This is a genomic window from Streptomyces olivaceus, assembly GCF_000721235.1.
GTDB classification, from domain to species: Bacteria; Actinomycetota; Actinomycetes; order Streptomycetales; family Streptomycetaceae; genus Streptomyces; species Streptomyces olivaceus.
The window spans coordinates 1-13,710 of sequence record NZ_JOFH01000021.1; the positions used below are offsets into that span (position 1 = coordinate 1).

Annotated in this window: 10 protein-coding genes; 4 read left to right on the forward strand and 6 right to left on the reverse strand. The window is 74.3% G+C overall.

The window, feature by feature from the left end; all coding sequences use genetic code 11:
* Positions 1-66: 66 nt before the first annotated feature.
* Positions 67-1,767: a bifunctional 3'-5' exonuclease/DNA polymerase gene (locus IG94_RS0123350; protein ID WP_031040438.1), complete on the forward strand. Its 1,701-nt coding sequence runs from the start codon at positions 67-69 to the stop codon at positions 1,765-1,767.
* 46 nt (positions 1,768-1,813) lie between these two features.
* Here IG94_RS0123350 and IG94_RS0123355 read toward each other — a convergent pair whose 3' ends face one another.
* The 4 genes from IG94_RS0123355 to IG94_RS0123370 form a co-directional block, all read right to left on the reverse strand.
* Complete coding sequence (locus tag IG94_RS0123355; RefSeq protein WP_031040440.1) at positions 1,814-2,467, reverse strand: response regulator; 654 nt, start codon at positions 2,465-2,467, stop codon at positions 1,814-1,816.
* 4 nt (positions 2,468-2,471) lie between these two features.
* The gene (locus tag IG94_RS38810; RefSeq protein WP_224326488.1) at positions 2,472-4,070 is read right to left on the reverse strand and encodes a sensor histidine kinase; all 1,599 of its coding nucleotides are present in this window, start codon (positions 4,068-4,070) and stop codon (positions 2,472-2,474) included.
* A 197-nt stretch (positions 4,071-4,267) separates the two neighbouring features.
* A complete protein-coding gene (locus IG94_RS0123365; protein ID WP_031040446.1) occupies positions 4,268-4,684 on the reverse strand; it encodes a Dabb family protein in 417 nt (138 codons plus the stop codon).
* Between the two features lie 132 nt (positions 4,685-4,816).
* Positions 4,817-5,395, reverse strand: coding sequence for a TetR/AcrR family transcriptional regulator (locus IG94_RS0123370; protein WP_031040449.1), 579 nt, complete (start codon positions 5,393-5,395; stop codon positions 4,817-4,819).
* A 215-nt stretch (positions 5,396-5,610) separates the two neighbouring features.
* Here IG94_RS0123370 and IG94_RS0123375 point away from each other — a divergent pair, with 215 nt between their 5' ends.
* Entirely contained in the window at positions 5,611-7,617 is a 2,007-nt protein-coding gene (locus IG94_RS0123375; protein WP_031040452.1) for a serine/threonine-protein kinase, read from the forward strand.
* A 74-nt stretch (positions 7,618-7,691) separates the two neighbouring features.
* Here IG94_RS0123375 and IG94_RS0123380 read toward each other — a convergent pair whose 3' ends face one another.
* A complete protein-coding gene (locus tag IG94_RS0123380) occupies positions 7,692-8,480 on the reverse strand; it encodes an FHA domain-containing protein (protein ID WP_031040456.1) in 789 nt (262 codons plus the stop codon).
* Positions 8,481-8,640: 160 nt separating this feature from the next.
* On the opposite strand from IG94_RS0123380, the gene IG94_RS39720 reads away from it, so the two are divergent.
* Both IG94_RS39720 and IG94_RS0123390 read left to right on the forward strand, forming a co-directional pair.
* Positions 8,641-9,237, forward strand: a complete 597-nt coding sequence (locus IG94_RS39720; RefSeq protein WP_157852302.1) for a hypothetical protein — start codon at positions 8,641-8,643, stop codon at positions 9,235-9,237.
* Between the two features lie 574 nt (positions 9,238-9,811).
* The gene (locus IG94_RS0123390; RefSeq protein ID WP_248783085.1) at positions 9,812-11,305 is read left to right on the forward strand and encodes a hypothetical protein; all 1,494 of its coding nucleotides are present in this window, start codon (positions 9,812-9,814) and stop codon (positions 11,303-11,305) included.
* On the opposite strand, the gene IG94_RS0123395 is transcribed toward IG94_RS0123390, so the two are convergent.
* A complete protein-coding gene (locus IG94_RS0123395) occupies positions 11,236-13,617 on the reverse strand; it encodes a tetratricopeptide repeat protein (protein ID WP_078892399.1) in 2,382 nt (793 codons plus the stop codon). The genes IG94_RS0123390 and IG94_RS0123395 overlap by 70 nt on opposite strands.
* Between the last annotated feature and the right edge of the window lie 93 nt (positions 13,618-13,710).

Below are 13,710 nucleotides of genomic sequence, written 5' to 3' on the forward strand. Positions count from 1 at the left end.
GATCCGGGGGCCGGGGGGGCGGGCGGGCCCGGGGTCACTGTCAGACCCTGGTGCGAGACTCGCGTCATGGCCGACCGGTGGGCGCTCGCCGTGGCCGAGGACGGTGGCGTGGACGTCGCCCCCCTCGGCCCCGGCGGGCTGCCCGCCGGACCCGTCCGGCACGAGGCCGGCCTCGCCGAGGCCGTGCGGAGCAGACCGGACGTCGCGCGCTGGGTCTGGCGGTCCACCGCCGAGATCGCGCCGCAGCTGCTCGCCGCGGGGGTGCGAGTGGAGCGGTGCTACGACATGGAGGCCGCCGAGACCCTCCTGCTCGGCCACGAGGGCCGGTACGGGGAGCCGCGCTCGGCCGCGGCCGCCCTGGCCCGGCTGCGCGACGGCCCCGTACCGCCCGACCCGCCGCAGCGCTCCGCCGAACCGGGCGCGCAGTCGTCGCTGTTCGAGCCCCGGGCCGTCCATCTCCCGCTGCCCGACCTGCTCGCCGTCTACGCCGAGCAGCAGCGCCGCCACAGCCTCAGCGCGCACCCGGACCGGATGCGGCTGCTGACGGCGGCCGAGTCGGCGGGGATGCTGGTGGCCGCGGAGATGAACCGCGCGGGGCTGCCCTGGCGGGCCGACGTGCACCGCGAGGTCCTGCACGGCCTGCTCGGCGAGCGGTACGCGGGCGGCGGCGAGCCGCGCCGCCTGGCCGAGCTGGCGGACGAGGTGTCCGCGGCCTTCGGCCGCCGGGTCAGGCCGGACCTGCCCGCCGACGTGGTCAAGGCGTTCGGGCAGGCGGGGGTGAAGGTCGCCTCCACCCGGCGCTGGGAGCTGGAGTCCGTCGACCATCCGGCCGTCGAGCCGCTGATCGAGTACAAGAGGCTGTACCGGATCTGGGTCGCCCACGGCTGGTCCTGGCTCCAGGACTGGGTGCGCGACGGACGGTTCCGCACCGAGTTCCTGGCCGGCGGCACCGTGACCGGACGGTGGGTCACCAACGGCGGGGGCGGGCTGCAGATCCCCAAGGTGATCCGGCGGGCCGTCGTCGCCGACCCGGGCTGGCGGCTGGTCGTCGCCGACGCCGACCAGATGGAGCCGCGCGTGCTGGCCGCGATCTCGCGCGACCCGGGGCTGATGGAGGTGGCCGGCCGGGAGACCGACCTCTACCAGTCGGTGTCCGACCGGGCCTTCTCGGGAGACCGCGCCCAGGCCAAACTCGCCGTGCTCGGCGCGGTGTACGGGCAGACCTCCGGCGACGGCCTCAAGAACCTCGCCGCGCTCCGGCGCCGCTTCCCCGCGGCGGTGGCGTACGTCGACGACGCGGCCCGCGCGGGTGAGGAGGGGCGGCTCGTGCGGACCTGGCTCGGGCGGACCTGCCCGCCGGCGGCCGGGGCGGGCGACGGCGCCGAGGAGGCCGGGCTGCCGCAGGACGGCCCCTCCGACGACGCCGGCTCCGCGGACCGCCCCCAGGAGTGGACCCCGGGGTACGCCTCCTCCGACGCCCGTGCGCGGGGCCGGTTCGCGCGCAACTTCGTCGTCCAGGGCAGCGCCGCCGACTGGGCCCTGCTGCTGCTCGCGGCACTGCGGCGGACCTGCGCGGACATGGCGGCCGAGCTGGTCTTCTTCCAGCACGACGAGGTGATCGTGCACTGTCCCGAGGAGGAGGCAGCCACCGTGGTCTCGGCGATCCGGGAGGCGGCCGAGCTGGCCGGACGGCTGACGTTCGGACCGACGCCGGTGCGGTTCCCGTTCACCACGGCGGTGGTGGAGTGCTACGGGGACGCGAAGTGACCGGCGGGCGGGAGGGATCCACCGTCGCCGCCCGCTTGCTTGCTTGTCAGCGCTCGCCGAGCAGCCCGGCGTCGTGGGCGAGGACGGCGGCCTGGACGCGGTTGGCGCAGCCGGTGCGGGTGAGGATGCGGCTGATGTGCGCCTTGACCGTGCCGGCGCTCAGGTACAGCGCGTCGGCGATGTCCACGTTGGACAGACCGGTGCCGAGCAGCCGCAGGACGTCGCGCTCGGCCGGCGTCAGCTCCTCGATCCGGCGCAGGGCGGCCTCGGTCTCACGGCCGGACCGCACGTGCCGCTCCAGCAGCTGCCGGGTGATCCGGGGGGCCAGCACCGGCTCGCCCTTCGCGGCGAGCTGGACGGCACGGATCAGGTCGGCGGGGCCGGTGTCCTTGAGGAGGAAGCCGCTCGCCCCGGCCCGCAGGGCACGCGTCACGTGCGCGTCCTGTCCGAAGGCCGTCAGCATCACGACACAGGTGCGGGGCGAGAGACGGCTGATGTCCTCGGCGGCGGCGATACCGTCCCTGACCGGCATCTGGACGTCGACCAGGGCGACGTCGACCTCCTGCGTGCGGCAGGCCGCGGCTGCTTCCCTGCCGTCGCCCGCCTCGGCGACCACCTCGATGTCGTCGGCGTTCTCCAGGATGAGGCGGATCCCCGCGCGCATCAGCGCCTCGTCGTCGGCGATCAGGACTCGGATCATCACCTCATCCTAGAACCGCGAACACCAGCAGTCCGACGAGGAAGCCGACCGTCGGCAGCACCACGACGACTGCCGCACAGCCCGAACCGAGCACGCGCGGCCAGGTGAGTATCTCGTCCGGCAGCGGCGCGCGGGCGCCCGCGCGCCCGGGGCGGGCGGACGGGACCGGGGAGGCCTGGGCGGGCGAGGCCGGGGGAGGCTGGACCGGGGAGGGCGGGACGGGTGCGGCACCCGGCACGGTGTTCTCCCGGAGCTGCTGCCCCTGGCCCTCCTGAGGCCGGTGTCCCTGGCCCTCGTGGAGCCGGTGTCCCTGCGCGGGCAGTTGGGCGGCCATGCGGAAGCCGCCGTTGACCAGGGCGCCCGCTTCGAACGTGCCGCCGAGCAGCGTGATCCGCTCCTGGCAGCCGGCCAGTCCGCTGTGGCTCCCGCCCTTCGAGGGGCCGGCCGAGGGCGGCGGAGCGTTGGTGACGGACACCTCGATCCCGCCGCCCGCGCTCCTGACCTGCACCCAGGTGGGCGCCCCGGAGGCGTGTTTCAGCACGTTGGTCAGTCCTTCGCGGACCACCCGGTGAATGGCCTGCCGGGCCCGCGGCCCGACGTCCTCCGCGTCGGGAACGGACCAGTCCAGTTCGACGGCGCTGCCCGCCCGCCGCGACTCCGTCACCAGGGCGGCGATGTCCTCCCGCGTCCCCCGCTCGTCCCCGGGCCGGTCGTCCGCCGGGGCGTCGAGGTCGGAGTGGCGCAGGACGCCGAGGATCTCCCGCAGTTCCTCCATGGCCGTACCGGCGGTCGTGCGCAGCAGCTCGCTCTGCCCGGTGAGGTCCGGCGCCTTCCGCGCGGCCGCCATCTCAAGTGCCCCGGCGTGCACGGAGATCAGGCTCAGCCGGTGGCCCAACAGGTCGTGCATCTCGCCCGCGATCCGGTTCCGTTCCTCCCGCCGGGCCGCCTCGGCGGTCAGCGTGCGCGCCTGTTCCAGGTAGGCGTTGCGCTCGCGCAGCAGACTGACCAGCGGCCTGCGCTGCCCCAGCAGCGTCCCGGCCAGCGCGGGGAGCACCAGGAGCAGCACCAGGGTGATCACGATGCCGGACAGCTGGAGCGCGACGCTCCCCTCCGGGTAGGGGACGACGAAGACGCCCAGCACGCCGATCACCGCGCAGGCCGCCCCGACGACCTGCCACGCACGCCGCGTCGGTGCGATGCGCCGGGTCGCGGACATCACGATCAGCGGTGTCGCGGCCAGCGTCCACACGTTGGCCCCCAGCATCAGGAGGGAGGCGCCCAGCACGGCGAGGACCGGCCGGACACGGCGGGCGGGCACGAGCAGCGCCGCACACAGCGCCTCCAGCACCGCGAGTACCGGATGCACCGGTTCGACCGCCACCAGCAGCGGCGTCAGCCCGAAGGCGGCCGTGAGGACCATGAGGGCCGCCTCGACGACGACCGTGCGGCGCTCGGCGCCGCGCACCTCGGCCCATACGGCCACCGCCTCGCGCCGCACCCGCCCGGGCGCACCGGTCAGCGCACGCCGCACCCGTACCCGTACCCGTACCCGCACGGACGGCCGCGGCGCGCGCGTGCCGTCGGAGACCTGACTCATACGCATCCCTGGAACGCTATCCGCCCGACCGAATCAGCTTGCACGGGACGACGTTAGGCACCCGGGTCCACGGCCCGCGTCGGCCGACCGGCCACACCCCCGGTCCGATCGGCACAGCGACGCGCGCACCGGACGCGGTACGCGGAACGCCGGACGCGGACCGGCGGACACGGACCGCGGGACGCAGACCCCCCAACGCCGGATCAGGCCGCGTGGGGTCCGGGGGCGGCGCTTCCCTCGTACTCGCCGAGGGCGGAGACCAGTTCAGTCAGCCCGGGGTCGGCCTCGTAGCGGCGCCGGTGCAGTTCGGCGATCCTGCTCCCGACCTCGGGGTCCGTGTCGTCCGTGAGGTCGAACGAGACGAACCGGTCGACCAGCGGCAGCCCGATCTCGTCGGTGTGCCGGTGGGCCGGGTGGACGAGGTACTCCCAGTAGCCGTCGAGGTCGTCGATCTGGAAGGTCGCGCCCCACTCGTACGCACCGCCGTGGTCGCGGCCGACGAGGTAGGACCGGACGGAGGGGATGGTCTCGCCCTGGTGGCGCAGACTGTCGAGAGCGGCTTCGAGCTCCTGCGGTGCGGCACCGGGCCTGATGCTGAAGCGGACGCAGTGGTGGATCATCGGAGTGCTTCCTTTCCTGGGTGACGTCGTGACGTCGTACGAGTTGCCGCGGGTGGCGTGGTGCGTGACGTGAGTGGTTGATCACTCACTCTTGAGCCCGAAAAAGAGGCCGCGAAGCGCGGCGCCGGCCTCTCAGTGGTGACGGATCCCGTCGGACAGGGTCCGCGCCCACGGGGCGTCGACCTCGTGGGCGCCGGTGGCGACGACGAGGTGGCAGAGCATGCCCACCGCGAAAAAGCGCTGGACGTCGGCCTCCGGCGCACCGGAGACACCCCTGACGTACTCGACCAGCCGCGCGTAGCCGGTGCGCACCACCTCCCGGACCGCGGGCTCCGCCGCCGCCGCGCACTGCGCGTGGAGTTGGAGCAGCAGCAGGTCGCGGTCGGAGATGAGCCGGGCGTAGGCGCCGCCCATCGCGTCCAGCACGTCCTGCGGCGAACTCCCCGCTGCCTCGGCGACCCCGTCCTGGAGGCTCTCCCGGATCCGGACGAAGCAGTGCTCCACCACCGCCACGAACAGCGCCTCCTTGTCGGGGAAGAGCCGGTAGACGTACGCCTGCGAGATACCGGCCCGCTTGGCCACGTCCGTGGTCGTGGTACCGAAGTACCCCCGGTCCGCGAAGGCGCTGACGGCCGTCTCCAGGACCGTCCTGCGACGGTCGTCGGCGGTCGAGAGCTGTCGTTGCGGTCGGATCGATCCGGGACTCGGCATGTGAGTAATAAACCACTCACACTCTCTGGCGTCAACCCCGGAGCGCCGCCGCCGGGACCGGTCCCGGCGGCGCCATCTCCCCGCCTGCACACGGAAGTACGGCTCGCGAATGCTCCGGGAAGACCCTGTGTACGGTCCGCCGTACGCAGTAGGTTCGACCCGTGCGTACGGACTTGGGCCGTACGCCGTCCGGACTCGATCGAGGGGGATCATCCGTGCGTTCCGGGGACGAGTTCGCCGGCCGTTATGTCCTCAAGCAGGTCATCGGCACGGGGCGCGGCGGCGACGTGTGGCTGGCCCACGACACGGTGGTGGGGCAGGACGTCGCGCTGAAACCCGAGCGGGCGGACGGCACGGGCGAGACCGCCGTACGCCGGCTGCTGGGCGAACCGCGCGCGATGGCCAAGTTCCGCGGCCATCCCCACGTCGTGACCCTGTTCGACGTCGTGTCCGCACCGCCGGACGGGGACGGAGCACGGGACGGAACACAGGGCGGAACAGGGAACGGGACACGCGGCGGGACCGGAGCGCGCTCCGGTCCCGGAGAGCCGACGTTCTGGTTCGTCATGGAGTACGTGCCCGGCGGCGGCCTGGACCGCAGCCCCCCGGTGTCTCCCGCGCGAGCGGCCCGCATCGGCGCCCAGCTCGCCGATGCGCTGGCCGCCCTGCACGAGGACGGCATCGTCCACTGCGACGTCAAGCCGGCCAACGTCGGCCTCACCCGGCACGGGACCGCGAAGTTACTCGACTTCGGTGCCGCCTACCGGGTCGGCGGCATCGAGACCATCACGGTCAACGGCCCGTCCAGCTTCACCCCCGACTACGCGGCCCCCGAGCTGGCCAGGGGCAATGTTCCCCGGCCGGCCTCGGACGTGTTCTGCCTGGCAGCCACCGTCCACGCCCTGGTCGCCGGTGTGCCGCCGCGCGGCGGCCCGCCCGGCGAGGACGCGGGCCCCGCGGGGACGGCGGACGGCGGCGCGGAGACCGACCGCCTGCGGCACTGGAAGGCCGAACAGGGCGTCGTCGAACTGGACGCCGCCGTGGGGCCCCTGCGCCCCGTACTCACCGCCATGCTGCACCGCGACCCCCGGCAGCGCCCCGACGCCGCCGAGGCCGGGCGGCTCCTGGCGGACGTCGCCGGAGCCGGACCGGAGCCCTCCTCCCCCTCCCCCGGCACGGCCGGTACCGTCACCGGGCGCGGGCTGCGGCGCCGGCCGCTGCTCGCCGCCGCCCTCGCCGTCAGCACCGTGGTGGCCCTGGGGCTGGTCGCCGTCCAGGACCACGGGGGCGACGGGACGGCCGCGTCCTCCCCTTCCCGGGCCGCTCGGGACCGTACGACGGGCGCCACCGCGAACGGCGGTACCGGGGCCCTGGTCGGCGACCCGCGCACGGCCGACGTGTGCGCGCTGGCCGACCCCGCCGCGCTCGGCCAGTTCGGCGCCGGGGACGTGCGCGTGGACGTGGACTACGGGAACTTCGACCGCTGCGACGTGCTCGTGGGCGTCGACGACGAGACCCGCATCGACACCTCGATCCGGCTCCTCGACGGCTCGCCGCCCGAAGGTTCGAGGCCCGTCCGCACCGTCGGGAGGATCGGCATCCGGGAGGAGCAGGCCGACGGCGACGAGTGCAAGCGGCTGCTCACCTCCGGCGGCGACACCGCCCGGGTCGAGGTCCGCGTCAACATGGGCAAGGGCTCCGTGGTCGGCGGAAGCACGACCCTGTGCACGGTCGCCGACAAGGCCGCCGCGAGCGCGGCCCAGGTCCTCGACCGGGGCCCGGTCCCGCGTCGTTCGCCCGCCTATCCGCGCACCTCGCTGGCCTGGGCGGACGCCTGCGCGCTCCTCGACGCCAAGGCGCTGTCCGCCGTGCCCGGCCTCAAGGTCGACGTGCCGGAGGTCGGCGTCGCGAAGTGGCGCTGCAAGTGGTCCAGCGACGTCGACGAACTGAACGCGACGATCGCCTTCTTCCGCGATCAGCCCAGGTCCGCGGTGGGCGGCGCCACCAGCCGCACGCTGAGCGGATACCGCACCGTCGTCGGACCGGACGACGCCGACACCTGTTCGGCGTTCGTCGAGTACCGCCGGTACAGCGGCCAGGACGGCGAGACCGCCGCCGAGATGGTGCGCCTGGACGTCACCGGCGGGCGGCCCGTGGACCAGCTCTGCACCATGGCTACCGACCTCGCGACCGCCGCCGCCGCGAGCCTCCGCGCGCGGTGACCCGACCGCCCGCGGTGTGACGGTCACGTGCAGCCGCCGCAACGACGGAACGCGGAACTGCCGTTGACGTGCTCTCAGCCGGCCGAGTCCGGCCAGACCGCGTCGTCCTCCATCAGGTCCAGGTCCGGCGGTACGAGCGTCGTCGACTCCACCAGCCCTTTGATCAGGTTGTGCAGCAGGCTGTTGTCGCCGGGACGGCCCTGCGACGTGTCGTGGATCAGCGGGTACCGGAAGCCGGTGCGGTGCAGGCGACGGCGTACCGCCTCGATCCGGTACTCGATCTTGCGCTCGTTCCAGCCCGCGTCCGGGCGCAGGTAGGCGAACTGCTTGGCGGCCGCGGCGTACGTCAGGGGACGCGGGTCCTCCTCGTACAGCAGGTAGCGCTGGCCGAGCACGACCAGCAGCAGCCGTTCGTCGTCGTCGAGCGCCCAGGTCTGCGGGCGCGCGGTCTCGGCGCGCCGTCGCGACACCGGGCCCTGGTCGTCGTGGCCGGCCACGTACAGCTCGACCAGGTGCTCGCGGTAGCCGGAGCCCTTCACGAACAGCGGCGTGTACCCGGTGGTGAGGGGGACCGGCTCGCTGCTGAGGTGCATCATCCGGCCGCGGGGCAGTCGGACCAGCTGCTGCCCGGTGTTGCGCAGCCACCACTGCCCCGCGCGGTACGTCAGCTCCCCGTGCCGGCGGCTGACCCGCAGGTCGTCCACGCCGACCCCCAGGTCCACGTCCGGTTTCTCGCCCCGCCCGAAGCGGACCGTCAGCCCCTGGCGGGGCGGCGCGCTCAGCTCTCCGGTGACCGTGCGGGCGTGCAGGACGCCGGGTGTGGTGGGTGCGACACCACGCGCGAGGCTGGCGGAGAGGGGCATCGCTGGTCTCCTCGGTCGGCGGGGCTTCCCTGCGCGGGCGGGGCCGTTCACCAGTGTCCACGGTCTCGCCCGGGACCCCTCCCGGACGCGGGCCCCTCCCGGACACGGTCCCTTCCCGGACACGGGACCCCTCCCCACGCCCCGCCCCTACGCTCCCGGCATGTTCTCAGGACCAGGCAGGACCTACGGGCCCCTCCTCCTGCTGCCGGCCGTGGCCGCCGTGGCACTGCTCTCCGCCTGCGGAGGCGCCCCGGCGGAACCCAGCGCGCCGTCGGCCTCTCCCTCGGCGTCTTCCCCCGCGTCCCGGCCGTCGTCCCCGGCGCCGCCCTCCGCCCCGGCCTCCTCCGAGCCGCCGACGACGTCACCCCTGGCGCGCGACATCCAGGCCGCCTTCCGGGCCGCGAGCAAGGCCCACCCGGGCGCGGCCCTCGACACGTGCACGACGGACGCCCCGCTGGACGACGCGGACTGCGGGGCGGCGCTCACCGCGGCAGGGAAGGTCGCCGCCGACACGGAGCGACGGCTGCGGCAGAAGGACCCGGAGAACGCCGACCTGCTCTACGGCGCGGTGCTCACCACCGCCGGTGCCGTGCAGGACGGCTTGGCCCGGCTGCGCCACCCGATCCCCTGCTACGGCCTCAGCGAGGCACCGCAGCCTCCCCCACCCCTGCACGCGGAGGCCGAGAGCATCTGCGCCGAGGCCGCCGACCTCACCCGGAGCGAGTGGGGGATCTTCCTCAGCACCGTCGAGCCGTGAGGAGGCAGGGATCGCGACGCGGCGGCAGTCCCGCCGCCCGGGTTCCGCAGTGTGCGCCCCGATAGCATCCGGTGGGGCAGCCGGATCAGCGGATTCGATCTCGATCACGTCAGGGGGCGGACCGGAGTGGCAGGCGGGACGGCGCGGTTGCGCGTACCGGTGGGCGAGGACGCGGACCGGTGGATCACGCGTACGGGCTGCCGGCGCGTCCTCCTCGTCGTCCACAACGTGACGTCCGCGACCCGCCTGCTGGACGTACTCCCGCTGTTCCACAGCGACGTCCGTGTGCAGATGTTCGCCACCTGCACGGGATCCTCCCCGTTCCTTGCCGGAGTACCCGAGTTGCTGGCCCGGGCGGGCCTGCCCGTCCTCCCTTGGGAACAGGCCAAGGACACGGATTTCGACCTGGTGGTGTCGGCGAGCTATGGCGGCGAACTCGGTTCACTGCGGGGCAAATTGACCGTTCTGTCCCACGGAACGGGATACAATAAGAGGCTGGCTACACCGAACCACCGAACCACCGAACCACCGAACCACCGAACCACCGAACCACCGAACCACCGAACCACCACCGGTGTTCGGCCTTGCGCCGGACTGGTTGCTGGAGGACGGGCGTCCGCTCGCGACCGCCACGGTGCTGTCCCACCCCGAACAGCTGGACAGGCTCCGCTCGGCCTGCCCCGAGGCGGCGCCCACCGCGGTACTCGCCGGGGACCCCTGCTACGACCGTATTCTCGCCGCTCTCCCGCAACGCGACCGCTTCCGCCGCGCCTTGGGCGTGGGACCCGGCCAGCGGCTGATCGTCGTCAGCTCGACCTGGGCGTCCCGTTCCCTGTTCGGCGGCGACCCGGCCGGAGGAGCGGACGAGCCGGGTGCGGCCGATCTGCTCCCCTGGCTGCTGTCGCGACTGGCGGCGGAGCTGCCGGCCGACGAGTACCGGACAGCCGCCGTGCTGCACCCGAACATCTGGTACGGCCACGGTCCCGGCCAGGTCCAGGCGTGGCTGGACAGCGCCCGGCGGGCCGGCCTTGAGGCGATCCCGCCGCTCGACGGGTGGAGACAGGCCCTGATCGCCGCCGACTGCGTCCTCGGGGACCACTCCAGCGTCACCTATTACGCGGCGTCCATAGGCATCCCCGTCGTCCTCGGAGCCTTCCCGCAGGAGGACTTGGACCCGCGCTCCCCGGTGGCCGCCCTCGGCCGTACGGCTCCCCGCCTCCTCCGCCGCGGCAGCCTCCGCGCGCAGATCGACCGGGCGATCGACGCGCACCACCCCGACCGCTACAAGGCGCTCGCGGAGCAGACCAGTTCGTCACCGGGAGAGTCGGCCGTACTGCTGCGCCGCCTGTTCTACGACCTCATGGGCATACCCGAGCCCGAAGCGCACCCCGCGCTGCTCGACCCGCTGCCGCTGCCGCCGTACACGCCCACCCGCGTCACCGCGCCGATCCGCGTCCTCGTACGGCAGCTCAGTGCGGACCCGCCGGAACTCGCCGTCACCAGGTACGCCGTCGTCGGCGACGCCCCCGACCCCGACCCGGCGCGGGACCCGGCGGCACCGGCCGGCACCGCGTACACCGCGCACAGCGCGGCCGACGAGGAGACGCGGGAGACCGGCCGGCTGAGCGTCGCCGATGTCGTCGTACGGCGCGCCGCCGAGGACGACGCACGGCTCGGCCCGCCGGCCGCGTGGGCGTCGGAGGCACTCGACCGCTATCCGTACTGCGGGCTGGTCGCCTATGTCGACGGCCCGGACCGCTGCGTCGTACGCACCCGGGAGGGAGACCTCGTCCGGCTGTCCGCCGCCACGGACCCCGACGGGCGCCCCGACCTGTGCGACCCCGCCGTCTACGCCTCCGCGCTGCACGCCTGGCTCACGGACGGGCACACCCTGGACGCCGCCCTGCCCGTGATCACCGTACGCACCGGCACCGCGGCACATCACGTCACCGTCGAACCGCTCCCGCAGCCCCCGCCGGCCCCACCGTCGGCCGGGTCTCACGCCTCCGATTGGGCAAGTTCCGCCCGGAGCCGCTCGGCACCGATCCGGTCCCCGTTCTCCTCGTAGCGCAGAGCGGCGGCGCGAAGGTCCTCCGCCGCCTGCGCCGGACGGCCCGAGAGCCGGTGGCACCGGGCCCTCGACTCGAAGGCGTCGGCGAGCTGCAGCCCCGCGCCCGCCGTCTCCATCGCCATGACGGCCTTGTCCAGGCACACCAGCGCGAGGTCCGTGTCCCCCGCTTCCAGGTGCACGTCACCCAGGCTCATGTAGACCCGGCCCTCGTTGTAGGCGTCGCCACCGCCGGGCAGCCGGCGGAACCGCGCCAGGGCGTCGTTCAGCCGAGCGAGAGCCTCCGCGAAGTGCCGCTGCTTCGCCTCGGCACGCCCGATGTGATGCTCCAGCAGGGCCGTGGCACGGGGCAGGTCCTCCCACCCGTCCTCTCCCTCGCGAACACCCCGCAGGATCTCCCGCGCCTCCTCGAAGCACCCCTGGGCCTCCGCGTACTTCCACCGCTTGAGACGCAGCAGCCCCAGAGCCTCGACCGCGCTCGCCTGCCCGCGCCGGTGGCCGCACGCCTGCTCCGCGGCCACGGCCTCGGCCAGGGCGCGCTCGGCGTCGTCCGCCCGCCCGGCTCCCATCTGGCCGAAGGCGAGCTGCACCAGCATCCGGCCCACCGCACGCCGGTCGCCGAACTCCTCCGCGCAGCGCCGGGCGGCCCCGACTCCGAGCAGGTGCGTGTCGATCCACTGGGCATGGAAGCCGAGCAGCAGATGCAGACCCCACATCGCCTCGCACAACTGCCACACGAGGTCGTCGAAGCCGTGGTGATCGGCGGCCCGGACGACCGCCGCGAGGTTCTCCCGCTCACGACGGAGCGCCGCCAGCGCGCGCCTGCCGTCCGCCGGTTCGCGGTCCTCCGGCAGAACGAGCGCCCGATAGGCGGGGCCGAGCCGCCAGCGCAACGGCATGACCCGCAGGTCCGCCTCCGCCGCCCACCGCACATACGCGACCGCGACCCGGCGGACCCCGGCGGCCATCCGGCCGTGGCCGTCCTCCTCCACCGCGCGTTCCCGTGCGTGCGCCCGCGCCAGATCGTGGAAGCGGTAGCGCTCCTCACCGACCTCTTCCAGCAGATGCACCCGGGCCAGTTCCTCCAGCAGCGCCCGGGCCCGCTCCTCCTCCACGTCGGCGGCGCGAGCGGCGCACATGACGGTCACGGTGGGCCAGGCCCACACCGCGAGCGCCCGGTAGAAAGCGGCACACTCCGGAGCCAGTTCACGGTAAGCGGCATCCTGCGCCTGCCGGACGGGATCCACGGAACCCCCCGCGTCATCGGCACTCTGTTCCCGTTCGGACAACTGCCGCGCCACCCGCTCCCAGGCCAGATGCTCGCGGACCGCCAGCCCGGCCCCCGTGGTGCACAACGCGAGAGGCACCCCGCCGGCCGCCTCCGCCACGGCCTCGACGACCGCGTCCGGAGCGGCGGCCCGCTCGTTCCCCGCGACCCGCCGCAACAGGAGCACGGAATCCGCGGTGGACAACGGCCCGAGGACACGCGGGCGGGCCCCGTGCTCGGCCACGAGGCGGCCCAGCCGGTGCCGGCTCGTCACCAGGACGAGGCACCCGGACGAAGCCGGGAGCAGCGGAACGACCTGGGCGTCGGAATGGGCGTTGTCCAGGACGACCATCATGCGCCGGTCGGCCGTGCAGTCGCGGAACAGGTCACGCTGCCGCGCCTCGTCGCCCGGCACCATGGCGGGCGGCACGCCGAGCCGCTCCAGGAACCGCGCCAGCACGTCGGAGGGCGGGAGAGCCGTGCCGGCCGACGCGCCGGCCAGTTCCACGAACAGGATCCCGTCGGGAAACCGCTCCCGCAGCGCGTACGCGCACTGAACGGCCACGGCCGTCTTCCCGATGCCGCCCGGCCCGGTGAGGGCGGCGATCACCGGCGCCCCCGGCACGGGGCCGGCGCCCTCCAGCAGGGCAGTGATCCACGCGGTCACGTCCTCGCGGTCCGTGAAGGCCGAGGTCGTCGGCGGCAGCATCTGCGGACGCGAGGCACCGTCGGCGACAGCGGGCACGGCACGCGGCGCCAGCCAGGAGGCCTCCCGGACCCACTCGGCAACCTCACGAGCGGCCTCCGGGGACCGACGGGCGACTTCCACCAGCCGTAACGCGGCCGCTCTCTGCTCCTGCTCGGTGACGGGCAGAGTGGGCCGCTCCTCACCGCCTCCGGAACCGGCGCCCGCTCCCCCGCCCGCGGCGCGTCCCCGACCCAGCAGCCCGTGCAACCGCTCGGAGGCCCGCCTGCCCACCTCGCCACCCGCTCCGGACAGCGCCCCCGAGGCAACGGTGCCGACAGCCGAGAGCGCCACACTCACCAACGGCTCCACCCAGAACCCCCCAACTCGCCGGAGCCGCAATGGTATCGACCCGACCGAGGCACGAACGGGGGTTCCTCGACCGGCTCCCTG

Coding starts and splice junctions, on each gene's coding strand:
- IG94_RS0123350 (WP_031040438.1), top strand. CDS start 67: ATGGCCGACCGGTGGGCGCTCGCCGTGGCCGAGGACGGTGGCGTGGAC.
- IG94_RS0123355 (WP_031040440.1), bottom strand. CDS start 2,467: ATGATCCGAGTCCTGATCGCCGACGACGAGGCGCTGATGCGCGCGGGG.
- IG94_RS38810 (WP_224326488.1), bottom strand. CDS start 4,070: ATGCGTATGAGTCAGGTCTCCGACGGCACGCGCGCGCCGCGGCCGTCC.
- IG94_RS0123365 (WP_031040446.1), bottom strand. CDS start 4,684: ATGATCCACCACTGCGTCCGCTTCAGCATCAGGCCCGGTGCCGCACCG.
- IG94_RS0123370 (WP_031040449.1), bottom strand. CDS start 5,395: ATGCCGAGTCCCGGATCGATCCGACCGCAACGACAGCTCTCGACCGCC.
- IG94_RS0123380 (WP_031040456.1), bottom strand. CDS start 8,480: ATGCCCCTCTCCGCCAGCCTCGCGCGTGGTGTCGCACCCACCACACCC.
- IG94_RS39720 (WP_157852302.1), top strand. CDS start 8,641: ATGTTCTCAGGACCAGGCAGGACCTACGGGCCCCTCCTCCTGCTGCCG.